The organism is Olsenella phocaeensis (assembly GCF_048189965.1).
GTDB classification, from domain to species: domain Bacteria; phylum Actinomycetota; class Coriobacteriia; order Coriobacteriales; family Atopobiaceae; genus Olsenella_I; species Olsenella_I phocaeensis.
This window is the reverse complement of sequence record NZ_DBEZHV010000017.1, coordinates 1-23,611: the sequence shown is the minus strand read 5'-3', so window position 1 is coordinate 23,611 and position 23,611 is coordinate 1. Positions and strand designations below refer to the sequence as shown.

Here is a 23,611-nt window from a genome sequence, read left to right as displayed (position 1 = left end):
CGGCCCCGTCACAGGTGATCGTCCTGCGACGGGGGTCATGGACGACGAAAAGGGAGTCCCCGCAGCCCAGTCAGAGCTGCGGGGACTCCACCTTTGACACAGTGAGAGGGGCGCTCCTGCCGCGCCGGCAGCCCCGGGGAGGGGCGCGCCTACGCGCGGGCCGCCGCAGACGCGGCGCCTGAGGAAGCGTCCTCCGCGGCGCGGGCAGCGACGTGCTTGCGGCCGAGCTCGGACCACTCGGGCTCCTCGTCGGGCATGGAGCCGGCCTCGGTGGTGAAGAGCTCCTTCAGGCAGTTGTAGGCGACGATCAGGCCCAGGGCCATGAGCAGGACGGCAAAGACCAGCTGCAGGCCCTTGGTGGCCAGCACGTCCACCGTCATCCCCGCGGCAAGCGCCGTGACGCAGCCGTAGGCGCTCATAGCAAGTGAGGTGAAGGTGCTGCAGAGCAGGAAGGCGACGGGCAGGTAGAGCATCCAGCCCTTGCGGCCCGTGGCCTTGCAGAAGACGGCCAGGGTGATCATGGTCATGCCGCCCAGGAGCTGGTTGGAGGCGCCAAAGAGCGGCCAGATGTTGAGGTAGCCGCCAAAGGTGAGCGACAGGCCGATCGCCAGGGTCACGAAGGTGGCAAACCACACGTTGGTCACGACACGATATGCGAGGGACCCCTCTCCAGCCTCCTCGCCGGCGTCGTTGGTCTTGAGGAAGAACTCCTGGAACGAGGTACGGGCGATGCGGGCGACGGCGTCGAGCGAGGTCAGCGCCAATGCCGAGACGTTCATCGTCATGAAGACGGTGGCAAAGCTCGAGTTGATGCCAATCGCGGTCATGCCTCGCGCGACGCCGGCGGCAAAGATCTGGAAGGGCGTGCTCGCGGCGCCGGAGTTGAGGGCGCCGGTTCCTGCCGTGTTCATGTCGCTGAACATAATGGCGGCGACGACCACCGCCAGGACGCCCACGAAGGATTCGAGGACCATGGCGCCGAAGCCCACGGGCATGGCGTCAGCCTCGTTAGAGACCTGCTTCGAGGAGGTTCCGGAGGACACCAGGCTGTGGAAGCCCGAGAGGGCGCCACAGGCGACCGAGACAAAGAGCACCGGGAAGAGGTAGTTGCCCTTGGCGGACAGGGCGTCCAGAGTCTGGGACGAGACGACCATGGGTGCCGTCATCGTGGCCTTGCCGCTCACGCCCAGGACCACGATGCCCACGACGGCACAGGCGATCATGGCCACCATCATGATGGTGGTGAGGTAGTCCCGGGGCTGCTTGAGGGTCTGGATGGGCATGGCGGAGGCGAACACCAAGTAGACCATGACCACGGCGATCCAGGCGTTGAGGCTCAGGTAGATCGGGAAGAGCATGCCGAGGAAGAACATCGCGGCGATGAGCAGGACGGCGAAGGCGAACTGCTTCCAGCCGGAAAGCTCGTACCTGCGGCACATCCAGCCGAAGAGGATGGCGACGAAGGTGAAGAGGATCGAGATGGTGCCGGCGGCGCCAGCGGGATAGGACCTCGCGACGTCCAGGGCGCCGGCCTCGCCCACGCTCATCTTGAAGGTGCCGGCGACCATGGAGGTGAAGGCGGCGACGACGATGCAGCAGAAGAGGAAGCTGAAGAGCAGGAAGAGCCTGCGGCCGGTACGGCCGATGTACTTCTCGATCAGCTGCCCCAGCGACTTCCCGTTGTTCTTGACGGAGGCGTAGAGGGCGCCGAAGTCATGGACGGCGCCAAAGAAGATGCCGCCGACCAGGACCCAGAGCAGCACCGGCAGCCAGCCGAACATCATGGCGACGATGGTGCCCGTGACGGGACCCGCGCCGCAGATGGACGAGAACTGGTGCGCGAAGACGGTGAAGCGCGAGGCGGGGGCGAAGTCGTGGCCGTCCTCCATGCGCACCGCGGGCGTCAGCGCGTCCTCGTCGACCCCCCAGGACTTCGCTAGCCAGCGGCCATACCCGATATAGCCAATGACCAGGACAACCGCAGCAACAACGATCACAAACAGTCCGTTCATAGTAGTTACAACCTCCCTCGCAGGGGTCGCGGCGACGCGTCGCCACTCGTGCCGGCGGGCCTCTCCCGCCCTGGCTGACGCCGCGGCTCCAGTGGGTTGGGCCGAGTCGGACCCCTTGGGGCCACTCCCTCCCCATCCGACGCCGCGGGTGTCTGGCCATGTTAGGGGCCGGATGAGAGGAGCGTGGGCTACGAGGCCCAAGGCGAAACTCGGACGTAACGGTATCCGTCCCCCGCTCGTAACCTTTTGGGGCCGGGGCATGGGACAGGTCGGCCCATGCCCAGCGAACTTGGTGCCTCAAGGCTGTCGGCCAGCAGGGGGCGGCGTGTCGGCCATAATGCAAGACGCGGGACCAAACGAGACGTATTCGCCCGCAGACAGCGCAAGGACCGGAGGGACGCCCAGCATGAAGCAGCTCAGACCCTACCCCCAGGCAATCGTAAGCCGCAAGGCCGCCCGCTCCCTCAAGGCGGGTCACCCATGGGTGTTCGAAGGCGAGGCTCTGGAACTGCGTCCCTCTCCCCTGGACGGGCGTGAGGCCACGAACGGCTGTGCCATCGACCTCTTCGAGGAAAGTGGCACCTGGCAGGGAGTGGGGCTCCTCTCGCTCAAGAGCAAGATCTGCGTGCGCGTGGTGAGCCGCAACGCGAACGACCGGCTCGACGCCGCCTTCTGGTGGCGCAAGCTCCGCTGGGCGTGGGGGCACCGCAAGGCCACCATGGGATCGCGCGCCCTTGCCGGCTGCGAGCCGGACACCAACTGCTGTCGCCTGCTCTTCTCGGAGGCCGACGCCTTCCCCGGCCTCGTGGTGGACCGCTACGAGGACGTGCTCGTGGCGCAGGTGGGCACCGTGGGCATGGAGCTCCTGAGGCCCACCCTCTTCCCGCTCCTGACCCTCGTCCTCGAGGAGGACGGCGTCCGCGTGCGCGGCATCTACGAGCGCTCCGACTCACCCGCCCGCCTGAAGGAGGGGCTCGAGCCCCGCAAGGGCTGGTACGACTTCTCGGCCCCGGAGGCCGTGGACCCGCTCGCGATCGAGGCGAGCGGCGGCGCGCTGGACGGTTGCCTGACGCGGGAGCCCCAAGACGCGCGACTCGTGGTGCACGAGAACGGCCTGGCCTTCGACCTTGACATAGAGAACAGCCAGAAGACCGGCTTCTTCCTCGACCAGAAGTACAACCGCCGCGCCGTGAGGCAGGTCAGCGCGGGGCGACGCGTGCTCGACTGCTTCTGCCACGTGGGGCCCTTCGGCCTCAACGCCGCCGCAGGCGGGGCGGAGTTCGTGCGCTGCGTGGACGTGAGCCAGACGGCGCTCGACCTGGCGGCGCAGAACGCGCGGCTGAACGGGCTCGACGTGAATGCGGACGGGACGCCGCGCATGGGGTTCACCCAGGCAGACGTCCTGGCGTACCTGCCCGAACTCGCGCGCGACAAGGCACGGCTGCGCGCCGAGGGAGGTCCCTTCGACCTCGTCGTGCTGGACCCGCCCGCCTTCACCAAGAGCCGCAGGACCATCGACCACGCGATGCGCGGCTACCGCCAGATCAACCAGGACGCGATGCGGATGCTTCCGCGCGGCGGTTACCTGGCCACCTGCAGCTGCAGCCACTTCATGTCGCGCGAGCGCCTGGCGCAGGCGATCGCGGAGGCGGCACACGGGGCCGGGGTGCAGCTGCGCCAGGTCGAGGAGCGCCAGCAGGCACCGGACCACCCCATCCTCTGGGGCGTGCCCGAGACCCACTACCTGGACTTCTTCATCTTCCAGCTGGTGTAGGCGCACCCCTCGCCCGTTTGCACCACTGCATCCGCGGCGCCCACGGGCCGGCACACACGGCCCGCGTTGTCCGCGCCCTTGTGCACGCGCCACGGACCAAGCACGCCCTTGCGCACGCGCCGCGGGTCAAGCGCGCTCTTGCGCACACGAGACCCACGTGCCAACAGCGCAGACGCAGCTCTGGCTGTGCGTTGGTGCGTGCTCGACAAAAATCGTGTGCGCAACGGCGTGTGCGCTGCGACCTAGCGTGCGTTGATGCGTGCTCGACGTGACTCGATGTGCGCTGAAGCGTGCGCGGCAAGGCGAGGGGCGCGCGGAAGCGTGCCCGACACGCGATGCCAAGTCGGCCTACCCCTCGTCGCCGAAGTCCTCCTCGAGGATGGCCGAGAGCACGTCCGCGTCCAGGTTGCCGCCGCTTATCACCAGTGCGACGTTGTGGCCGCCCACGAGCTCCGCATGCTCTCGCACGGCAGCGACCACCATGGCACTTCCCGGCTCGATGCTCAGCTGCTCGCGGCTCACCATGAACTTGAAGGCGGAGCGGATGGACCTCTCGCTCACTATGATCATCTGGTCGAGGAGGTCGGGCAGCATGTCGAAGGCAATCTGTCCCACGCCGCCCACGATTGCCTCGCAGACGGTCCTCCCCGAGGTCGGGTAGCGGTTGTAGCAGACTCCGTCGCGCAGGGACTGCAGCATGGCCGGGCAGGCGCTGGTCTGCACGCCCACGATGCGCACGTCGGGCCTCATGGCCTTCGCTATGGTGGCGATGCCGGTGATAAGCCCGCCACCGCCCACGGGCACGACGATGGTGTCGACCTCTGGGTTCTGCTCCAGGACCTCGAGCCCGATGGTCCCCTGGCCGCAGTACACGCGCGGGTCGTACTCATAGGGGTCCACGAAGAACATCTCGTTGCGGTCTATGTAGTTGATGCCCAGCGTGATGGAGTCGTCGTAATCCGAGCCCAGCATCATGGAGCGGGCGCCGTAGTAGCGTATGCGGTCGGTCTTGGAATGCGGCGTCCCCATGGGAACGACCACCATGCAGTCGCGGATTCCCAGCTCGCGGGCGGCATAGGCGACGGCAACGCCATGGTTGCCCGTCGAGACCGTGCCCACGCCGTGCCGGCGCTCGCGGTCGCTCAGCCGCGACATGGTGTTGTAGGCGCCACGAATCTTGAAGCTCTTGCCGATCTGCTGGCTCTCGAGCTTGAAGAAGTAGCGCGTGTCTCCTCCGTTGAGATAGACGGCCTCCTCCAGCGGGGTCCGACGCACGTGGTCGCGAATGTGCTCGTATGCCTCGCGTACGTCGTCCGCGTCGAACCACTTGCCCATGCCCATAAGCCCCTTCGCCCGGAATACAGACAAAGATACTTCACTATTGGATAAACAGCGAGAAAAACTGCAGTTACGTGGCGGACGAGCGGTCGCACGGGCAGGGCATGCGTGGCCTCATGCGCCCTAGACGACGACCGTAAGCGGACGAGCCGGCTCCTGAGCCCGCGCGACCCTACTCGTCCGAGGCCACACCCCTCGCGGCACGCTGCTCCGCACGGCGGGCGCGGAAGAAGTCGCGAAGCAGCTGCGCACACTCATCCTGCAACACGCCACCCACCACCTCGAACTCGTGGTTCAGCCGTCCGTCGTGGCTCACGTCATAGAGCGTTCCCAGCGCGCCGCCCTTGGGGTCTGGGGCACCAAAGACGCAGCGGTCTATGCGGGAGTTGACCATGAGCCCCGCGCACATGAGGCAGGGCTCGAGCGTCACGTAGGCCGTGCAGCCCGTAAGCCGCCAGCGACCCAGCGCCTGCGACGCCTTCACCAGCGCGCTGAACTCGGCATGGGCCGATGGGTCATGGTCGAGCTCGCGCCGGTTGCGACCGCGTGCGACCACCCTTCCGTCGCAGACCACGACGGCGCCGATGGGCACCTCTCCCTCCTGCGCGGCAAGGCGGGCCTCCTCGATGGCCTCGCGCATGAAGGCCTCGTCGACCTCGCGCCGTCGCTCCGCTTCGGCCATCGTCCCCTAGCCTCCCCTCTTCTGCATGGGCTCATGCGCTAGGATATATCCGCGCACCCATTGGAGGGGTGGCAGAGTGGTTGATTGCAGCGGTCTTGAAAACCGTCGAGCGGTAACCCCGTTCCGAGGGTTCGAATCCCTCCCCCTCCGCCATGCGCATCAGCCAGGTCGCCCAGGTGCCTCCCGGTGCGATGGCGTCAGTCCCCTGCCTTACGGTCGCGTCGACATTGAACCCCCGCAATCCGACTTCGTTGCCCCGCGGACATCACATGCCGTCAGGACCACGTCCCAGGTCGAATGTGGGCGGGTCCGGGTATACTTGTCTGACAGGATACGAGCCGCGAGAAGGGAATCGCCATGACGCTCGCCATAATCATCATCGCACTCATCGTGGTGGTGGGAATCTGGTTCATCTCGATCTACAACGGCATCGTCCAGAAGAACAACCGCTGCGACAACGCGTGGGAGACCATCGACACGCAGCTCCAGCGCCGCAACGACCTGATCCCCAACCTGGTCGAGGTCGTCAAGGGCTATGCCAGCCACGAGTCCCAGACCCTCGAAGCCGTGATCAAGGCCCGCTCTGCCGTGAGCTCTGCCGTCACCCCCGAGGACAAGATGGCCGCCTCCAACCAGCTGACCCAGACCCTCGGACACCTCTTCGCCGTCGCGGAGTCCTACCCCGAGCTCAAGGCCAATGCCAACTTCCAGCAGCTCCAGGGCGACCTGACCGACACCGAGAACCGCATCAGCTACGCGCGCCAGAGCTTCAACGACTGCGTGCTCGAGTACAACAACGCCGTCACCACCTTCCCCGGCAACATCGTCGCCGGGTCCAAGTTCCCGCGCCGCAAGGGCTTCGAGGCCGCCGACGCCTCCGTGCGCCAGGCGCCCCAGGTCAAGTTCTAGAGCCTTAGCCTCCTTCCCCCTCGCACGAGCGGAGCCCGGCCGGATCATCCCGACCGGGTTCCTTCTTTAGGCGAGAATGCCCCGCACCTCGAGTGACGCGCAGTGCCAGCCCGGGGTTATGCCACGCCGGGGGCGTCGTCCGTCGTGCCCGCCGGCGTCTCGTCGGCATCTGCCGCTTCCGCCGGAGCGTCCTTCTCACGGGAGGCGTCCACGCGCTCGGGGTCGGCACCCTCGGCCGCCGCCGACGCCTCGCACTCGTGGCCAACCGCGGCGGACGTCCCTTCCCTTGTGGGCCCCGTCTCGGGGCGGACAGTTGCGACCCCCTCACCCCCGACCTCGTCCTTGTCCGTGGCGGGAGTGCCTGCGCGGTCGTCGCTCATGCCGTCGTTGACGGGCGTCGAGCCCTCCTCGATGGGCACGCCAGGATAGCGGTCCTCGGGGTCGTGCGTTAGCGTGCTGAAGCTGCCGTCGACGTAATAGACGTACCAGACGCTGCCCTCGTGCACGATGCGCTCGATCCTGGGGCCGCGCGTGAAGTCCGCCTCCTCCTCGTCTCGGGACTCCGCCGCATGTTCGTGGTCGCGCTCGACCTCGTGGTCGCCGTTCCGCTCGTCGTCGTGGGCATGGCCTCCGCCACCATGCCCCACCTCGGCGTCGCTCCCCCAGCCGTTCTTGCCCTTGGGACGCGCCTCGGGGTGCTGGACCAGGTACTTGAGGGTGGCGACGACGGCGCGCGGGTCGTTGCCGTGGAAGGTGTCCCCACCGTCCTTGCAGAACTGGATGATCGTCTGGATGGACACGTAGTGGTAGTGGTCGTGGTGGGGAATCACGAAGCCACCGGCGGCCTCGTCGTAGTCGACGGAGTGGACCACGTTGCCATAGTTAATCTGGTCAAGCGGAACCAGAAGCGCGGCGTCGACGTCCTCGTAGCGGAAGCTCTCGCCCGGCTTGAGGGGCTCGAAGTGGCGCCCCATGTTGGGGTCGTACTCCGTGATCTTGATGTCAGGGTAGGCGGAGGAGGGGTCCTCGTAGGCCACGCTCTCGGAGCCGTCTGCGTGGTGCAGGTGCCAGTGGTTGTTGTGGTGCTCGATGGATAGCACGCGCTTGGGGTCGTTCTTGTCCTGCTTGATGGGGGCGACGGGGCCCGCAGGCTTCGAGGCGCCCGCCTTGCCGCGCGAGCGGGGCGCGCCGTTCCCAGCCGCGCCACCCCGAGCGCCGCGACCCACGTGCGAGACATGCCCGCCATGGCTCCCCTCGAAGGTCCCTATCTTGATCTTGGGGAAGGCGCGGGAGGGATCCTCGCGGCAGATGAACTCACTGCCGTCCTCCGTGTAGGCGTTGTAGTGGTCGTCATGCTTGAGGATGCGGACGATGGGCTGGCGGGCGAGCTCGTCCAGGCTCACCATCCTCACGAGTATGCGTGGGGGTACAGTGCGCTCGGGTCCTCGTAGGTGACGAACTCCCGTCCGTCCCGACGACCTTCGCCGTGTTGCTGAGCTGCGAGCCGCTCTTGGCCTGGCTCGGGTCGCTGTAGGTGATGATCTCTCGCCCGTCCTTGGTGAAGACGTGCCAGTGGTCCCCGTGCTTGACCACCTTCACGATCTAGTCTGAATCCACCTCGGGGGCGTCGATGAGGACCTCAGTGGTGTCGTCCGTGGCGAAGGACACGTCCGCCTTGCTCGCAGGGTCGTCTTGGCGCAGTACCCGAACCTGCTCCTGTGCCGCGGGCGCCTGCCGGCCACCCGACGCGGGAACGCCAAGCCCGCGACCACCCAGCGCCGCGACGACGGCCGCCGCGGCAATGGCACCGGCAAGGCCCAGGCCTGCCTTCCTTACGTTGTTCATAGGTACCCCCACCTTCTCTTGGCGAGCATCGCCACTGATAAAGCAAGCACTGCGATGAGCACGATCACAGATCCGGGCCTGAGGTTCTGGTGGTACGAGACCGCAAGGCCCGCATGGACGAAGGCGAGCGAGAGGGCTATAGAGAGGAGCAGCGTCCCCCTGTAGCTGCGTGCGAACTGCATGGCGCAGATGACGGGTATGACCATCAGCGACGAGACGATCAGCGAGCCGATGGTCTTTGCCGCCACGCTCACCGTGATGGCGACGAGGAACGAGAACGCCAGGTTGAGCGCCCGGCCGTCGATGCCCATGAGAGGGGCCGCGACGGGGTCGAAGGCGCTCAGGTAGAGGCGGTCGTAGATCAGGCGGTAGGTGACCAGCACCACAGCCGCCACGACGAGCACCAGCGCGAGCTCGAAGTCCCCGATGGTCACGATCGAGCCAAAGAGGTAGGAGCTGATGGCGTTGCTCCCGCCCGTGAGGCTCGTGAAGATGCCCGCGAGTCCGATGGCGGTCGCAAGCACGATCACGGTCGAGATCTCCTGGTAGGCCTTGAGGCGACTGCTGATGAGCTCGACCCCCAAGGCTGCCACGACGCAGGCGACCACGGGGAACCAAGGAGCGGGTCGAAGCCCAGGCAGAGGCCTATGGCCACGCCGGCGAGCGAGGCGTGTGAGAGCGTGTCGCCCATCATCGAGAGCCTCTTGAGCAGAATTGGCAGGCCTATGAGCGGCAGGATCACGGCCAGGACGCTGCCCACGAGGTAGGCGCGCCGCATGAACTCGTATTCGAACATCACGCGCCGACGTCTCCTTCCGACAACTGAACGACCTCCTCGATGCTGCCGTCCCTGAGCCTGATCACACGGTCGGCACGGCCCTCGAGCTCGTCCGGATGGTGGGTCACGACCAGCACTGCCTTGCCCGCGTCCGCCATGTCCCTCAGCACCTGGAAAAGCTCGTCCGAGAAGCTGGCGTCCACTCCGTTGGTCGGCTCGTCGAGGAGAATGAGACGGGCGTCCTTGAGAAGGGCGACGAGCAGCCCCACCCGCTGGAGCTGCCCACCCGAAAGCTGGTCGAGCGCCTTGTCGAGCGAGCCCTCCAGGCGCACTTGGGCCAGGAGCTCGCCGACGTCGGACTTGATTCCCAGTTGCCGGCAGTGGACCTGGAGGAGCTCGCGGACGGTCGTGGGAAAATGGCGGTAGCCACGCACGGAGTCCTGCGAGACGTAGGCGACGCGCGGGTAGTGGCGGTGCGTCACGGGACGCTCGCCCAGGACGAGAAGCTCCCCCGCGTCAGGCGCAAGCTCGCCCAAGAGCAGCCTCATGAGCGTCGACTTGCCCGCTCCGTTCCTGCCCACCAGGGCGACCAGCTCGCCAGGGCGCAGGCTCAAGTCCAGGCCGGCTATGACGGGGACGCCCTCGTACGAGAACTCGAGCCCCCGCGCGCGCACCAGCTCACACATCAAACGACTCCGCCAGGGCGTCGAGGTTGCGCCTCATGAGCTCGACGTAGCCAAGCCCCATCTCCTCCTCGCTCAGGTTCTCCATGGTGTAGAGGGTCGAGGTGGTGGCGCCGGTGCTCCGCGCCAGGGTCTGCGCGACCTTGGGGGTCGCGCTACCCTCGAAGAAGATGGTGTCGATGCCATGCTGCCTCACGAAGTCGGCGATGGTCGCAAGCTGGGCCGCAGACGGCTCGTCCTCGGGGGAGATGCCCGTCACGGCCACCTGCCGCAGGCCGTAGTCGTGCGCCAGGTAGTTGAACGCCGCGTGCGAGACCACGAAGTACCTCTCGCCCGCCTTGCCCTTGTCCAGGCGCTCCTGGAAGCTCTGGTCGAGCTCGTGCAGCTCGTCGATGAGCCTCTGCACGTTTGCCCGGTACGTGCCCGCCCCGTCGGGGTCCATCGCGCTCGCCCGGTCGCGGATGAGCTCGACCTCGTGCTGGGCGTTTCTCACGCTCAGCCAGGTGTGGGGGTTGACGCTCGAGCGATCGTCCCCGTCCGAGTCCTTGCCCCGAAGCAGCGTGAGGCCCTGCGAGAGGTCGGGGAAGCGACCGTCGTCACCCTCGGAGCCCCTGAGGTCGTCCATGAAGTCCTCCATGCCTGCCCCGTTGTAGATGACGAGGTCGGCCTCGCCCAGCTCGGCTCGGTCGCCAGCCTGAAGCTCGAAGTCGTGGGGCTCCTGGCTGCCCTTGATGATGGTCCGCACCTCCATGCGGTCTCCCACCACCTGGCGCGTGAGGTCTGCCACGGGATAGAAGCTCGCGTACACCACGGGCTTGTCGCCGCCCGAAGAGCTCCCCCTCATGCTTGCCCCCTCCGCACAACCCGTAAGGGCGAGCGCCATGGCCCCGGCGGCCAACAACGCGCCCGGGGAGAGGAACGGTGGCCCCCCGATTGGGCACCTTGTCGAAATCGGTCCTTTTGGAGCGGGAGCGAGCGGCCCTACGCCCTGCGACGGCGGCGGATCCTCATGGCGGCGCGGACGACGACGGTCCCCGCGACAAGCGCGTCGACCAGCGAGACGACCACCAGCACGAGGGAGGTCCCCTTGGTCTTGGCGGGACGGTCGAGCGTGGCCTCGCCCGCCGCGGCCGCCGCGTCGTTGTAGCCAAGGTTGGACGCGCGGGCGTTGAGCCAGGTGTAGAGCACGTCCTTGCTGGCCGCCCGCAGGCGCCGGCGGAAGTTTGGGGTGGTAGTGTCAAGGGCGAAGCCGCCATCGTCAAAGACGCCGTCCATGAAGAGGCTGCCGCCGGCACGAAGCATCTGGTCGGCGTTCATATAGGCGTGATGGTCGCTGTAGTCGGTTATCACGGAGCCGCGGAAGCCCCACTCGCCGCGCAGCACGCCATCGACGAGAGCCTCGCTGCCGCCCGCCCAGATGGCGCCGATGCGATTGTACGAGCTCATGACGCCCGTGCAGCCACCGTCCTCGACCGACCTGCGGAAGGGCTCGAGGTAGAGCTCCCTCAGGGACTGCTCGCTCAGCCAGGTATAGAGGGAGTCGCGATAGGAGTCCTGCTCGTTCAGGGCGAGGTGCTTGAGGTAGGTGTAGGTCCCCGCCTGGCGCGCGCCCTCGATGGTACGGGCGGCCATGACGCCGGACACGAGGGGGTCCTCTGAGTAGTACTCGTAGTTCCGCCCGCCCAGGGGCGTGCGATGCAGGTTGCAGGCGGGGGCGTACCAGCCGTCGATGCCCAGCATCGCGCACTCCATGCCCACCGCCTGACCAAAGCGCCTTGACAGGGAGGGGTTCCATGTCTGTGCCAGCGTGGTGGGGTTGGGGAAGCCCACCCCCCAGCGGAGCTGGTTGAAGGAGGACGCCTGGGACGAGCCGTCGAGCTCCTTGCTGCGAGGCTTTCCTATCACGCCGAGCTCGGAGGTGTGGGAGTAGCCGTGCAGGACCAGCTGCTCCATCTGCCCCTGCGAGAGCTGTCCGAGCAGGGAGTCCCAGCGCTCGTCGTCGTAGTCCTCGCCCAGGGCGCGGCCTAGGGCGGTGAGCCTGCCGTGGCGCTCGAGCGCATAGAACCTCGCCTTGGCCTGCGAGGGCTGTTGGGTCATCTGGACCTCTCCGTCGTACCGGGAGTCCTGCGCGCGGGCCTGACCCGCGTCATAGCGGTTGAGGATGCGGACGGCGTCGGGCATGGTCCGGTCTACGTCACGGTTCTTGGGAAAGCTGCCCCTGAAGTCCGCCCGCGTGAGGAGTCTCAGCGGCGACCCCGTGCTGCTGCCGTCGATGGAGACGCCGGCCTCGGCCGAGCTACCCGTGAAGCGGTTCGAGACCCGCGCCCCCGTCCTCGCGTCGTCTGGATAGGGGTGGTCGTGCGGCAGCTCGTAGCTGACGCTCGCGTGCGCGCAGGTCGCGAGGGTGTGCGCGTCTCGCTTGAGCTCGATCCTGTAGCTCCCGCGCTCGAGCTCCCAGCCGGCAAAGCCGTTGCCATTGGCGTCATAGCAGTCGTAGCTCGCCAGGGACCGCACGTCGAAGCTCAGCGTGACGTCCTGGCTCTGGCCTGGCTGGAGCTCGTCGGTCTTCGCGAAGGCGACGAGCTGCGTCGACGGCTTCTCGATCCCGCCATGCTCGTAGGGTGGCGTGGCGTAGAGCTCGACCACGTCCTTGCCCGCCCGCGAGCCCGTGTTGGTGACGCGCACCACGGTAGTCACGCTTCCGTCTGGGTCAAGCTCCCCGCCCCTGAGGGGGTCGCGCGAGACCACCTGCCAGGAGAAGTCCGTGTAGCTCAGGCCGTGGCCGAAAGGGTATTGGACGACGCCGTTGTAGCCCTCCCCATGGCTGGTCCTCTCCCCCTCCCAGAAGCCCTCCGCGTCCGCCGTCTCGTACCAGCGGTAACCGACGTAGATGCCTTCGGCGTAGTCGACGAAGCGCACGGAGTCATAGGCCTCGCGGGTGCCCACGTTGCCGTTGAGCGTCCCGTCGGCCGGGTAGCAGCCCCCTGCGTCGAGGTAGTGGCCCTCGCCGTCCGCTCCCGCGTTGGCCCAGCTGGGGGCTGTGGAGAAGTCGTACGCGTAGGTGTCCGTCGTGCGGCCGGAGGGGTTCACGTCCCCCCAGAGGGCCCTCACCACGGCTCGCGCGCCCGTCGTCCCGGTGGCGCCCACCAGCATGCAGGCGTCCACCCCCTCGACGGACTCGACGACGCCGAGCTCCATGGGGTTGGTCGAGTTGACCAGCACGACGACGTTCTGGTAGTTGGCAGCGACGTAGCGGATGAGCGCCTCCTCCTCGGGGGAGGGCTCGAGATAGTGCCGGGCCATGCTCCGCTTGACGGGACCGCCCTTGGTGGTGACGCGGAACTGCTCGCGCGGGCAATCGATGCTCTCGCCGCTCACGCGACTCAGCACCACGATCGCGGTGGAGGAGTACTCCCTCGCCTCCTGGAGGAGCTCGGGGGTGTAGAGCCCCTCGTCCTCGACGCTCGGCTCGTAGAGCCGGCAGAACTCGTAGTCATGGGTGTTGAGCGACCCGTTTGAGAGAAAGGGCCTCTCGCCCTGGAAGTTACGGTACATCTTGGCGAGCGCCTCGTTGTAGGCGATGCCCTCGTCGGTCAGGGCCTGCAGGATGCCCTCGCACTCCCCCGCCACGCCACCCGAGCCCGAGCCGCCGCCCACCCACTGGGTCGAACCCCAGCCGAAGACGTTCACGCGGTCGACGTCGCGAGGGAGGGGAAGCACGTCTCCCCTGTTCTGCACGAGCACCAGGCCCTCGGCCTCGACCTCCTCCGAGAGCTTCTCGTCGCGGGCCATCTGGGCCTCGACGCGGACATCTGACACGTCGACCTCGTCGCTGCTCAGGTAGGAGTCGATCGTCTCGCCGAAGCGCACCGCAGCGACATTGGCGGCGACCACCAGGCCGATTCCCAGGCCGGCCGCCACGCGCAGGGCGATGCGGCACCTGCGTCCCGCATCGGGGGACAAGGATGCGCCACCGGGCCTTCCGAACGTGGGGAGGCGTGGAAAGGCGCGCGTCATCTCCGCCCGACCTCATCCTCGGGAGAGGCCGCAAGGAAGTGCTTGGCTTGCAGGGTCCTCACCTCGCGCCCCCTTCTCTGACTGCGGGTCCACCCCAGGAAGTATCCCACATCAGCTGGCTCGCGCAGCGTGCCCCTGGACGGGAATGGGCGACGGGACGGTGCGCGGGATGGCGCATGACCTTCCTGCGTGGTGATTGGCATTCGTGGGAGTTCTGGCAGCTCGACGCGTGTACAATGCTCAAGGCGCAGGCAGGTGGCCATTTCGACCCCGCCTTGTGACGAGAAGAAGCTACGAGAAGGGTCATTGATGAAACCTCGACCTCACAGTCGATGACCCCTCGGTGCGTCCTGGTTGGTCTCACCGCGGGGTACCCCCGGCGAAGGCGACGCGATCCACGGCGATGCGCGGCGACGGACCAACGAAGGAGCACGCATGATCTATCTGTCCCAGATGCTGGGCAACCCCGTTTACGACCTCGACGGTGAGAGGATTGGCAGGGTCAACGACCTCGGCATCGCCACCGGCGAGGTGTTTCCCCGCGTGACCTCGCTCGCGGTCGAGGGGCCCGGCAAGACACCGTTCATGATCTCGTGGCGCAAGTACGTAGGCTCCTTCGACGACGACGAGGTGCGACTCAAGGTCGTCTCGACCGACATCCGCTTCTCGTACCTCCAGCCCAACGAGGTCCTCATCGCCCGCGACCTGCTCAACAAGCAGATCGTCGACACGCGCGGCATGCGCGTCGTGCGCGTGAACGACCTCAAGCTCTCGGACACCAGCTCCTCTCAGCTGCGCCTCCTCGGCGCCGAGGTGGGCGTCCGGGGAATACTGAGGTCCCTCTCGCCCGCGTTCGAGCGCGCGTCCCTCAAGATCGCCCGCGTCTTCGGGAAGTCCATCCCCGAGCGCATCATCGCCTGGAACTACATGGACCTGGTGGAGAGGGACCTATCCAACGTGAAGCTGTCGGTCTCGCACAAGACGCTGGACGAGCTTCACCCCGCCGACGTCGCCGACATCATCGAGAGGCTCGACCCGCGCCTGCGCGGCCAGGTCTTCGCCCAACTCGACGACGAGCAGGCGGCGGACGCCATGGCCGAGCTCGACGACGACCAGATGGCAGCCGAGATCGTGGGCGACATGGAGGAAGCCACGGCGTCGCGCATGCTGTCGGAGATGGACCCCGACGACGCGGCCGAGCTCGTAAGCGAGCTCGACTACGACAAGGCAGAGAAGCTGCTTCGGCTCATGGGCGTACAGGAGCAGAAGGCCATCCGCCAGCTCCTGGGGTACCGCGAGGACACCGCCGGCCGCATCATGACCAGCGAGTTCGTCCTGGTGGACGAGACGGGCACCGTAGACGACGCCATCACGGCGCTTCGTGGTCTGGACGAGAACTTCGAGTCCGTCCGCTACGTCTACACCAAGGACGAGGAAGGCCGCCTCGCCGGCGCGGTGAGCCTGAACGACCTCATCGTCCATGGCGGCCAGACCGTGCTGTCGGACATCGCCGAGAGCGAGCTCGTCGTGGCGAGCCCCGACGACGACCAGGAGGACGTGGCCAAGGACATCGCGAAGTACAACCTCCTGGCCATGCCCGTCGTGGACGACGCGCGCAAGCTGCTGGGCATCGTCACGGTGGACGACGCGCTCGACGTCATGGAGGAGGAGCACGAGGAGGACCTGCAGATCGCCGGTGCGGCGAGTCGCGACGGGGACGGGTCGCGCGGTGGCCACGACCTCGTCTGGCTGCTCAGGAACGAGCTGTGGTTCGCCTTCTGGATGCTGGGCCTGGCGGCGCTCGCTCTGGTCGCGGGGACCAACGGGGCAAGCGACACGACCCTCCTACATGCGCTGGCGCTGCCCGTGGCCGTGATTGCCGCGAACGACTCCATAAGCTACGTCACCAACTTCTTCCTGGGCTACGACCCTGACGACGAGGACGCGCCGTCGCTTCTGGGCTTCACCATCAAGGGGCTCGGCCTGGGGCTTCTCTTCTCCGCGCTCGTCCTGCTCGTCGCCGGCGGCATCAAGGCGGCGCTCTTTGCGAGCGGCCTGGGCGCGTACGACCCGAGCTTCCACGGCTTCGCCTCCGCGGCCGTGAGCGTTATGGCGTCATTCCTCTGCGCGCCGGCATACCTCACCATCCTGCGCGTGAGGGACGCCAAGAACCTCGAGACCTCGGGCCTCGCGCTCCAGGCAACGGCCATGGCCGTTGCGATCGTGGTGTACGCCGTCGCACTCGCATGCCTCCCCGGCGGGCTGGGGGCCTAGGGTGGCGACGGCACGACGGGCGGCGGGAGTCGACGCGGCGCCCACGAGGGGGCAGCGGCTCCGCTCGACGCTCTCCGTGATGGGACCCGGCATCCTCACCGCCCTGGCGGGGATGGACGCGGGAGGCATCGCGACCTTCTCGTCCGAGGGCGCGCGCTACGGCTTTGGCATGCTCTGGTCCATCCCGCTCACCTGCCTGCTGCTTGTCGTGGTGCAGGAGACCGCCGCGCGCATGGCCTGCGTGACGGGCAAGGGCTTCGCCTCCCTCATCCGCGAGCAGTTTGGCATCCGCATCTCGACGGTCGCCATGCTGGCCGTCATCCTCTCGAACTTCTCCGTCACGGTGTCGGAGTTCGCGGGCATCGCCTCGGGCCTTCTGCTCTTCGGCATCCCGGTCTACGTCTCGGTGCCCGTGGCCGCCCTGGCGTCGTGGCTCCTGGCCATGTCTGGATCCTACCGCCGCATCGAGAAGGTCCTCCTCACCATCTCCGCCGTCTTCGTCACCTACGTGATCACCGGCGTCGTGGTGGGACCCGACTGGGGCAAGGCGCTTGGCAGCACGGTCGTGCCGCAGATGTCGGGAGACCCCGCCTACATCTCGCTGCTGGTGGCAAGCATAGGCACCACGATCTCGCCCTACATGATCTTCATGGTCTCGAGCAACGTTGCCGAGAAGAACCTCGACGAGGGCGACATCCTTGGGCAGCGCGCCGACAACGTGTCCGGCGCGCTCGTCTCGCAGGCCATCGCCTGGTTCATTGTGCTCACGACCGCAAGCGTCCTCTTCCCCGCGGGCGTGGTGATTCAGGACGCTGCCGACGCGGCCCAGGCGTTGGTTCCGCTCGCGGGCAAGTACAGCGCCGTGCTCTTTGCCGCAGGCCTTGTGGGGGCGTCGTTCCTCGCCTCCTGCGTCATGCCCGGCATCACCGCGGGTGCCGTGTGCGAGGCCTTTGGATGGGAGAGGGGCACCAACCGCAGCTGGAAGGAGGCCCCCGCCTACCGCGGCATCCTGACGGCCATCGCCATCCTGAGCGCCGCCCTGGTGCTGCTCCCGGGAGCGAACCTCTTCGGCATCATGATGGCAGCACAAATCGTGAACGGTGTGCTCCTGCCCGTGCTCCTGGTATGCATGGTAAACATCGCAAGCGACCGCCACGTCATGGGTCGCTGGGCCAACGGGCGCATCTGGAACGCGCTAACCTGGTTCACCATCGTCGCCGTGGTGGTCCTCACGGTGATCATGTTCGCGCTCCAGGCAATGGGATACTAGGCTGTCGGGACGCGGGGGCGCCCTGGCCCGCGTACCCCGGGGACGGCCGATGGGTAGGCCGCAGGACGATCTTCCCGCGAAGGCCGAGGGCGCTTGGCCTACTTGCTCGCCTTGCGATACTCGTCCATGAAGGAGCCGAACATTCCGCCGGCCTTCTTCATCTGGCGGCCCACGGCTCGTGCGCCGTCCGCGCCCGTGTTCTTCCGCGAGGTCTTCTTTGCCCCTGGCTGGGTGGCCGTCGCCTTCTTGGGCTCCAACCCACCTTGCGCTGCCCCCTCCACGGACCTTCTGGCCTTGCCGATCGCGCGGCCAAGCGCGCTGGACCCCCTGTCAAGCGCCTGAGAGGCCGTCTCGTCGGCTCGTGCCGCGACCTTCCTTCCGGCGATCTGCGCCCTGGCGCTCGCCTCGCCGGCCTTCGCCGCGGCACCACCGCTCAAAGAGAGCCGAGACGCAGCGTCGTCCACCACCATGTAGCCGCCTCGGTAGCCCCTGAGCATGGACGCGGGGACCTGAACCGAGCCCACGAGCGACTGGGCCACGCCGCCGTCTCCCACGGCAAAGCTCTGCACGCGACCGGTCCCGGCGTCGTAGGTCGCGTCACCCACGTAGCCCAGGACGCGACCTCGCTCCGTCTTGGCATCCATGCCCGCCCACATGACGCAGGAGTCCCATTCAAGGCCCAGCCTGCCACGGGCCCCGTCATCCAGCGCCAGCCCCGCGTCCTTCGTCAGGAATATGGCGTCCTCGCCCGACCGGAGCGAGTCAAGTGCCAGGAAGGCGTCGGGGCGCCTGACCATCCCCGCGATGTCGGGGCGCCTGACCATGTAGCCTACCAGGGACCTGCCGTCGGGGGAGAAGACCGCGGCATGCACCCTGCCGACTCTCCTGCGCCGAGGCTCGCCGCCCGCCTTGCGGGCAGGACGCAGCTCGTACACCTTCCTGCCCATGAGCTCCGAGATCCTGGCCATGCCCTTCTCCCCTCGATGGCTCCCGAACCGGCTGCCGGAACGTTCCGCGCGCCTCTCGCGCCGCGCGCACGAAACCAAGCGGGGCGGGCGACGTCAGAACGTCCGCCCGCCCCCAAACGCAGCGTTCGAAGGAGCGCTACCCCTCGTCCGTCGCATCGTCCTCGACGACCTCCACGTGGACCGCGGAGTCCGACGCCGTCGCCTCGGCGGCAGCGCTGACCTTGTCGGCGACGTCCGAGACCGTCTCCTGCACCTGCGTGGAAGCGTTGGTCACGGCCTCGGAGAGCGAGTCGCGCAGCTGGTCCATGCGCTCGCGGGCCAGGTCGACCTTGGCGCGCAGCTCGTCGGTGGTGGCGTCCATGCCCGGACGGACTCCGGCGATCTTGTCGTTGACCACGCGCGAGCCACGCTCGTATGAGTCGACCGCGCTGTCCCACGCGTCATTCATGGCGTCGGCGGCCATGGCTCGGCTCTCCGCGCCGGGACGAGGCGCCATCAGGATTCCCGCCGCGAATCCGGCCGTCGCTCCCGCGAACAAGCCTGCCACGAATCCAAGTGCTCCCTTTGCGCTCATGTCTTCCTCCCGTCGTTTCCCAGCCAAGGCCGAGAGATCCTTCCCGTATGCGGAGACAGACCGCCCCTGCATGGTGACACCATCCTAGCCGACCTGGGGCTACCAGAAGCGCAAATGCCCGGAGGAGTGCGTCGCGGTCGGTGACCGCGTTTCCTACCAGGGGAGCTCGACCTCAACGTCCCCGCCATCCGTGACAGGCCCCGGCTCGTCGACCGTCTCGACGAAGGGGGCCTGCGACGAATCGAGGACGTCGCCTGCGTCCCCGGAACGCTCGTCATCGCTCGAGCCGAGGCTTTCCTGGGCCGACTGCCAGGCCTCGGGCGAGGCCTCCCGCTGGACGAAGTCAGGGCCGCGGCCCTCCCTGACCTTCCGGACAAAAGGGTCGTCGGGATCCACCGCCCAGCTTGGCAGCTGCGAGAGTTCCTCCGCACGGCTCGACTCGAGCGCGGCCGACTCGGCGGCCGCGCGGGCGCGTGCCTGGTCGGCGGCAGCCGCTGCGGCGGCCTCAGCGAGGGCCCTCCTCTGGGCGAGCTCGTCCTCGCGCTGGGCCAGGAGCTCGTCCCTTCTCTTCTCCACCTCGGCGTCAATCTCTTCCTGGACTTCGCGCTCGTATGCCTCGGCAGGCTCGTCGCCCAGGCTCTGGACCAGTCCGGTCAGGCCCTCGGCGATGGCGTCGACGTCAGGGCGCGGCCCCTCTCCCCCGCCAAAGGCCCAGTCCATGACCCAGACGGCGCTGGAGAGCGCGGCGCACACCAACACGTCGTCGGGGCAGGAGAGCTCGACGTCGTAGGTGCGCGCCTCTCCCGGGACGGGGTAGGTGCGGCCAGAAGAGACCTCCGCGGAGGCGGCGGAGCGCGAGAGCAGCTCCACCGTCACGTGCTCGAGGAGGTGGGCCAGCTCGGTGTTGCCCATGACCTCCTTAAAGGTCTCGCTCGCGTCCCCCAGGCAGGCATGCTCGACGATGTGAGGCATGAGCTTGTAGACGCGCGTGGTCCCCTGCAGGTCCTCGCTGGTCATGAGCGGAGCCTCGTCCGAGACGCGCACCCGGGCAACGAGGTTCTTGAGGCCGACCTCGACCCGCAGGATGTCTATGAGCTGTGCCATGGAGCTGCCTTTCCTAGGAACCGCATGCGTCCATACATTGTAGTCAAAGGCGAGGAGGACGCCCCGCGCGCAGGTTGGGACGGGAGCCTTGCAGGGCCTCGTCGGCGAGACGCCCCACGGCACCTGGTGGCGCGCCGCGCCTGCCACCTAGCCCTGCGGCTCGTCTCCGGTCGTTGGCTCCGGGGCCGTGACCCTGAGCAGGGCGATGCGGCGGCCGCGCACCGACTGCACCAGGAACCTGTAGCCATCGACCTCGAAGGCATCGCCCGGCTTGGGGAGGCCGTCGGCTATCTCGAGCACGAAGCCCGCGACCGTCTCGTACTCCTCGCGGTCCTCGATGGGCCAACCGAGCTCGATGGCGTCGTCGATGCTGAAGCGGCCGTCCACCAGCCACTCGCGCTCACCCAGCTGGGTGAGGTACTTGTTGTCGGGGTCGAACTCGTCCTCGATCTCGCCCACGACCTCCTCGACGATGTCCTCGATGGTTATGACGCCGGCCGTGCCGCCATACTCGTCGACCACGATGACCATCTGGTCGTGGCTGGTGCGCATCTCGGAGAGCAGGGGGATGATGTCCTTCGTGTCGGGCACGAAGTCGGCCCCACGCATGTAGCGGGCGATCATGTTGTCTCCCGCGTCCTCCTCGAGGACGGGGCCGAGGAGGTCCTTGATGTGCGCGATTCCCACCACGCGATCGACGTCCTCGTGATAGACGGGAACGCGGGAGTAGCCCGTGCGGCGCATGAGCTCGATCACGTCGCCCACCGTGGTCGAGTCCTCGACGGCCGTCATGTCCACGCGGGGCACCATGACCTCGCGGGCGATGGCGTCACCCAGCTCGAAGATCTCGTGGATCATGGACTTCTCTTCGTCCGTCAGGTCGTCCGCGTCGGTGACCATGTACTTGATCTCGTCCTCGCCCACGTTCTGTCGGTCGTCGGCGCTAGCGATGCCGAGGAGCGCGGCGAGGCCATTGGTGCTCGCCGCCGTGAGCGCGACGAGCGGACGGGCGATGACGGCGAAGCTCCTGAGAGGCCCGGCCACGCTCTTTGCCACGCCCTCGGCGTCGGCCATCGCGATGCGCTTGGGCACGAGCTCGCCCACCACGATGGAGATGTACGAGACCAGAAGGGTGATGAGCACGGTGGCGAGGACGTGGGCCAGGTCCATTGGGACGCCCCAGGACGCAAGCTGGCTCGCGAGGGGACCCGAGAGGCTCGTGGCCGCGAAGGCGGACGAAAAGAAGCCGACCAGCGTGATTCCCACCTGGATGACCGCGAGGAAGTCACCCGGATGCTCGCTCATCTGGGCCGCGCGCGCCGCCTTCTCGTCGCCCTCGTCCGCGTCATGGTCGAGTATGACCTTGCGTGCGGTCGAGAGGGCCATCTCGGCCATCGAGAAGTATCCGTTTACGAGTATGAGGAGCGTGGTGACAGTGACGCTTATGGCTATGTCCATGCGCGGATGCGCAACCTCCCTGTTCAGCTATGGTCCCCAGAAGGATACCAAAGGCCAGGTCGGTTACGTCGGCACGAGGATTTAGGCGGCACTTATGCGATAAAGCGCCATATCTCCCTGCCTCATCACGAGCTCGAAGCCCGGGGTGCCCTCGTTGACGGAGTCGATGCCCTTCCAGAGGTCATGGTCGTAGTTCCAGAGCATCGAGTAGGCCTTGTCCTCCTTGAGGTGCTCGAACCTGATGACGTAGCGCGCGCCGAGCTGGTTGACCGCCACCCTCACCTCGGGGTCGTCGGCAACGTGATCGAGCCTCGCCCTCACCGTCGCCTCTGCCCCGCCATCCGCACCTATCCCCTCGCTGAGCTCCCTGAAGTAGACGCGCATGCCCGCGTCTCCGTACGCATAGGCGCTGCCGTCAAAGGGGTTGTTGATCACCAGGGCGTCCGCTCCCCCCTCGGCCTCGATCAGCTTCTGGCAGTTGCGGGCAAAGGCGCGCTCTCGCGTGGTGTAGAAGCCGTACTGCGAGTACGCCTCCTGGACCTGCAGCCTCGTCTGCTCGACCTGGGTCTCGATCCGTCCCGAACTCGGAAACGCGCTGAAGGTGAGGGTGGGAATCCTGACCCCGGGATAGAAGACGAGGATGGCGAGGGCGGCGAGGGTTCCCGACGTGAGGGCGGACGCGGTAAGGTGCGAACCATCCCCGACCCGCACCCCCAATGCGCGAGAGACGCCGGTGACGACCCAGTCCATGCCCAACGCCGCCAAAGGGACGGCGCACAGGGCGGCGACGGCGGCGACGCGAGGCGGATCCGAATACCAGAAGCCCGAGAGCAGCTGCTTCGCCAGGCCGCCCATGGTCGCGTTGCCAAAGACGATGCCCGCAGCCGCGACGTAGGACACCGACATCCAACGCAGTCTCCTGTTCCTCAGAGTCCAGACCAGACCCAGCAGCACGAGGAGCGCAAGAAGGGGCTGTCCCAGGTCGGGAACGAAGAAGGCCTGGTAGGCAAGGGTCGCGACGTTCACGAGGGCCTCCCAGGGAGAGATGCGATACCCCCAGAGCCCGAAGCCGACCACGTCGGACATGAACGGCGCCCGATTGAGCGCAAGCCAGACGAGACCACAGGCCACGACCCAGAGGGCTGCCACCAGCCCGGATGGCAACTCATGCAAGAGGACCCTCAGGACGCCGCCCGAAGAGACGATGCGCGCCGCGACGTAGGGAACCAGGATGACGGCGGCCACGAAGATCGCGTTTGGCTGCGTGAGGGCGAGCGCCACGCCGCCCACGAGGAAGAGTGCGAGCGCCCTGAGGCGCGCGGGGCGCTTCCACGCAGGCTCCACGAGAAGCATGAAGGCGACGACGCAGGGAAACACGAGGGAAAATCCCGCGAGGTTGGGGTAGATGGGGCCGAACTTCATGAAGTACCAGGGGAACGCCATGAAGCTCACCGTGGCGAGCGCGCCGGCGGCAAGGGGGCGGCGCTTGCCACGAAACGACCAGGCAAGGAAGACGAGGGTGCCCAGCGGCCACACGAAGGACGAGATGGTCACGTTCACCGCGTTGATCGCGACCGAGATCTCTGTGACTCCCATCTGCACCACCAGGGTGACGGCGGCATGCCAGCCTGCAGGATAGAAGCCCGGAAGAGCGTAGGGGTCGACGGAAAGGTCCTGGGAAAGCAGGTACGGACCCATCCTCAGAGACGAGAAGGACTGCGTCGAGACGAACGCCCTGATGCTGTTGATGTGGTGAGCCAGGTCCCTGCCCGTCATCACGGCGTTGGCGCTGGGAAGCATCCGCACGAACATGAACGTGGTGGCCACCAGGCCCATCGCGAGGTAGAGGGCGATCATTCCCCAGCCAATGCGGGGGAGGTCGGGCAGCCGGAACGAGCGGCCCAGGAGGGCAAGAACCGCGAGGA

19 protein-coding genes and 1 tRNA gene are annotated in these 23,611 nt (G+C 67.3%); 5 read left to right on the top strand and 15 right to left on the bottom strand.

Annotated features, from left to right (window positions below):
* Window positions 1-149: 149 nt before the first annotated feature.
* Window positions 150-2,012 carry a carbon starvation CstA family protein gene (locus tag ACMPH2_RS08095; protein ID WP_417119161.1) on the bottom strand — a complete coding sequence of 621 codons (1,863 nt, stop codon included), beginning with the start codon at window positions 2,010-2,012 and terminating at the stop codon, window positions 150-152.
* A gap of 406 nt (window positions 2,013-2,418) precedes the next feature.
* Between ACMPH2_RS08095 and ACMPH2_RS08090 the strand changes: the two genes are divergently transcribed.
* The gene (locus tag ACMPH2_RS08090; protein WP_303132332.1) at window positions 2,419-3,786 is read left to right on the top strand and encodes a class I SAM-dependent rRNA methyltransferase; all 1,368 of its coding nucleotides are present in this window, start codon (window positions 2,419-2,421) and stop codon (window positions 3,784-3,786) included.
* A gap of 348 nt (window positions 3,787-4,134) precedes the next feature.
* On the opposite strand, the gene ACMPH2_RS08085 is transcribed toward ACMPH2_RS08090, so the two are convergent.
* On the bottom strand, window positions 4,135-5,121 hold the full coding sequence (locus ACMPH2_RS08085; RefSeq protein ID WP_234946908.1) for a threonine ammonia-lyase: 987 nt from the start codon (window positions 5,119-5,121) through the stop codon (window positions 4,135-4,137).
* 175 nt (window positions 5,122-5,296) lie between these two features.
* Entirely contained in the window at window positions 5,297-5,806 is a 510-nt protein-coding gene (tadA, locus tag ACMPH2_RS08080; RefSeq protein WP_072500290.1) for a tRNA adenosine(34) deaminase TadA, read from the bottom strand.
* Window positions 5,807-5,868: 62 nt separating this feature from the next.
* Here tadA and ACMPH2_RS08075 point away from each other — a divergent pair.
* Window positions 5,869-5,959 (top strand) — tRNA-Ser (locus ACMPH2_RS08075).
* A 204-nt stretch (window positions 5,960-6,163) separates the two neighbouring features.
* Complete coding sequence (locus ACMPH2_RS08070; RefSeq protein WP_009278234.1) at window positions 6,164-6,715, top strand: LemA family protein; 552 nt, start codon at window positions 6,164-6,166, stop codon at window positions 6,713-6,715.
* 116 nt (window positions 6,716-6,831) lie between these two features.
* Here ACMPH2_RS08070 and ACMPH2_RS08065 read toward each other — a convergent pair whose 3' ends face one another.
* The 7 genes from ACMPH2_RS08065 to ACMPH2_RS08035 form a co-directional block, all read right to left on the bottom strand.
* Window positions 6,832-8,118 (bottom strand): hypothetical protein, encoded by a 1,287-nt coding sequence (locus ACMPH2_RS08065; protein WP_417119160.1) that lies wholly within the window; start codon window positions 8,116-8,118, stop codon window positions 6,832-6,834.
* 199 nt (window positions 8,119-8,317) lie between these two features.
* Window positions 8,318-8,560 (bottom strand): hypothetical protein, encoded by a 243-nt coding sequence (locus tag ACMPH2_RS08060; RefSeq protein ID WP_303132337.1) that lies wholly within the window; start codon window positions 8,558-8,560, stop codon window positions 8,318-8,320.
* Window positions 8,557-9,153, bottom strand: coding sequence for a metal ABC transporter permease (locus ACMPH2_RS08055; protein ID WP_417119159.1), 597 nt, complete (start codon window positions 9,151-9,153; stop codon window positions 8,557-8,559). Before ACMPH2_RS08055 ends, ACMPH2_RS08060 begins: the two co-directional genes overlap by 4 nt.
* Window positions 9,087-9,356, bottom strand: coding sequence for a metal ABC transporter permease (locus ACMPH2_RS08050; RefSeq protein ID WP_417119194.1), 270 nt, complete (start codon window positions 9,354-9,356; stop codon window positions 9,087-9,089). Before ACMPH2_RS08050 ends, ACMPH2_RS08055 begins: the two co-directional genes overlap by 67 nt.
* On the bottom strand, window positions 9,356-10,024 hold the full coding sequence (locus ACMPH2_RS08045; RefSeq protein WP_072500293.1) for an ABC transporter ATP-binding protein: 669 nt from the start codon (window positions 10,022-10,024) through the stop codon (window positions 9,356-9,358). Before ACMPH2_RS08045 ends, ACMPH2_RS08050 begins: the two co-directional genes overlap by 1 nt.
* A complete protein-coding gene (locus ACMPH2_RS08040; protein ID WP_417119158.1) occupies window positions 10,017-10,865 on the bottom strand; it encodes a metal ABC transporter solute-binding protein, Zn/Mn family in 849 nt (282 codons plus the stop codon). Before ACMPH2_RS08040 ends, ACMPH2_RS08045 begins: the two co-directional genes overlap by 8 nt.
* 137 nt (window positions 10,866-11,002) lie before the next feature.
* Window positions 11,003-13,984, bottom strand: coding sequence for a glycoside hydrolase family 3 N-terminal domain-containing protein (locus ACMPH2_RS08035; RefSeq protein WP_417119157.1), 2,982 nt, complete (start codon window positions 13,982-13,984; stop codon window positions 11,003-11,005).
* Window positions 13,985-14,473: 489 nt separating this feature from the next.
* On the opposite strand from ACMPH2_RS08035, the gene ACMPH2_RS08030 reads away from it, so the two are divergent.
* Both ACMPH2_RS08030 and ACMPH2_RS08025 read left to right on the top strand, forming a co-directional pair.
* Window positions 14,474-16,312: a magnesium transporter gene (locus ACMPH2_RS08030; protein WP_062531500.1), complete on the top strand. Its 1,839-nt coding sequence runs from the start codon at window positions 14,474-14,476 to the stop codon at window positions 16,310-16,312.
* A 1-nt stretch (window position 16,313) separates the two neighbouring features.
* Window positions 16,314-17,582, top strand: coding sequence for an Nramp family divalent metal transporter (locus ACMPH2_RS08025; RefSeq protein ID WP_417119156.1), 1,269 nt, complete (start codon window positions 16,314-16,316; stop codon window positions 17,580-17,582).
* 98 nt (window positions 17,583-17,680) lie between these two features.
* Here ACMPH2_RS08025 and ACMPH2_RS08020 read toward each other — a convergent pair whose 3' ends face one another.
* From ACMPH2_RS08020 to ACMPH2_RS08000, 5 genes are all read right to left on the bottom strand, one after another.
* Entirely contained in the window at window positions 17,681-18,550 is an 870-nt protein-coding gene (locus ACMPH2_RS08020; protein WP_009278243.1) for a PRC-barrel domain-containing protein, read from the bottom strand.
* A 136-nt stretch (window positions 18,551-18,686) separates the two neighbouring features.
* A complete protein-coding gene (locus ACMPH2_RS08015; RefSeq protein ID WP_062531502.1) occupies window positions 18,687-19,124 on the bottom strand; it encodes a YtxH domain-containing protein in 438 nt (145 codons plus the stop codon).
* 153 nt (window positions 19,125-19,277) lie between these two features.
* Window positions 19,278-20,228, bottom strand: a complete 951-nt coding sequence (locus ACMPH2_RS08010; protein ID WP_417119155.1) for a cyanophycin synthetase family protein — start codon at window positions 20,226-20,228, stop codon at window positions 19,278-19,280.
* Window positions 20,229-20,375: 147 nt separating this feature from the next.
* A complete protein-coding gene (locus tag ACMPH2_RS08005) occupies window positions 20,376-21,686 on the bottom strand; it encodes a hemolysin family protein (protein WP_062531504.1) in 1,311 nt (436 codons plus the stop codon).
* Window positions 21,687-21,767: 81 nt separating this feature from the next.
* A partial coding sequence (locus ACMPH2_RS08000) for a DUF6541 family protein (protein WP_417119154.1) occupies window positions 21,768-23,611 on the bottom strand: 1,844 nt, incomplete at its 5' end.

Bases quoted from the DNA above. Each gene is read 5' to 3' on its own strand.
- ACMPH2_RS08070 (WP_009278234.1), top strand. From the start codon at position 6,164: ATGACGCTCGCCATAATCATCATCGCACTCATCGTGGTGGTGGGAATC.
- ACMPH2_RS08045 (WP_072500293.1), bottom strand. From the start codon at position 10,024: ATGTGTGAGCTGGTGCGCGCGCGGGGGCTCGAGTTCTCGTACGAGGGC.
- ACMPH2_RS08020 (WP_009278243.1), bottom strand. From the start codon at position 18,550: ATGGCCAGGATCTCGGAGCTCATGGGCAGGAAGGTGTACGAGCTGCGT.
- ACMPH2_RS08090 (WP_303132332.1), top strand. From the start codon at position 2,419: ATGAAGCAGCTCAGACCCTACCCCCAGGCAATCGTAAGCCGCAAGGCC.
- ACMPH2_RS08095 (WP_417119161.1), bottom strand. From the start codon at position 2,012: ATGAACGGACTGTTTGTGATCGTTGTTGCTGCGGTTGTCCTGGTCATT.
- ACMPH2_RS08050 (WP_417119194.1), bottom strand. From the start codon at position 9,356: ATGTTCGAATACGAGTTCATGCGGCGCGCCTACCTCGTGGGCAGCGTC.
- tadA (WP_072500290.1), bottom strand. From the start codon at position 5,806: ATGGCCGAAGCGGAGCGACGGCGCGAGGTCGACGAGGCCTTCATGCGC.
- ACMPH2_RS08085 (WP_234946908.1), bottom strand. From the start codon at position 5,121: ATGGGCAAGTGGTTCGACGCGGACGACGTACGCGAGGCATACGAGCAC.
- ACMPH2_RS08030 (WP_062531500.1), top strand. From the start codon at position 14,474: ATGATCTATCTGTCCCAGATGCTGGGCAACCCCGTTTACGACCTCGAC.
- ACMPH2_RS08060 (WP_303132337.1), bottom strand. From the start codon at position 8,560: ATGAACAACGTAAGGAAGGCAGGCCTGGGCCTTGCCGGTGCCATTGCC.
- ACMPH2_RS08015 (WP_062531502.1), bottom strand. From the start codon at position 19,124: ATGAGCGCAAAGGGAGCACTTGGATTCGTGGCAGGCTTGTTCGCGGGA.
- ACMPH2_RS08010 (WP_417119155.1), bottom strand. From the start codon at position 20,228: ATGGCACAGCTCATAGACATCCTGCGGGTCGAGGTCGGCCTCAAGAAC.
- ACMPH2_RS08040 (WP_417119158.1), bottom strand. From the start codon at position 10,865: ATGAGGGGGAGCTCTTCGGGCGGCGACAAGCCCGTGGTGTACGCGAGC.
- ACMPH2_RS08005 (WP_062531504.1), bottom strand. From the start codon at position 21,686: ATGGACATAGCCATAAGCGTCACTGTCACCACGCTCCTCATACTCGTA.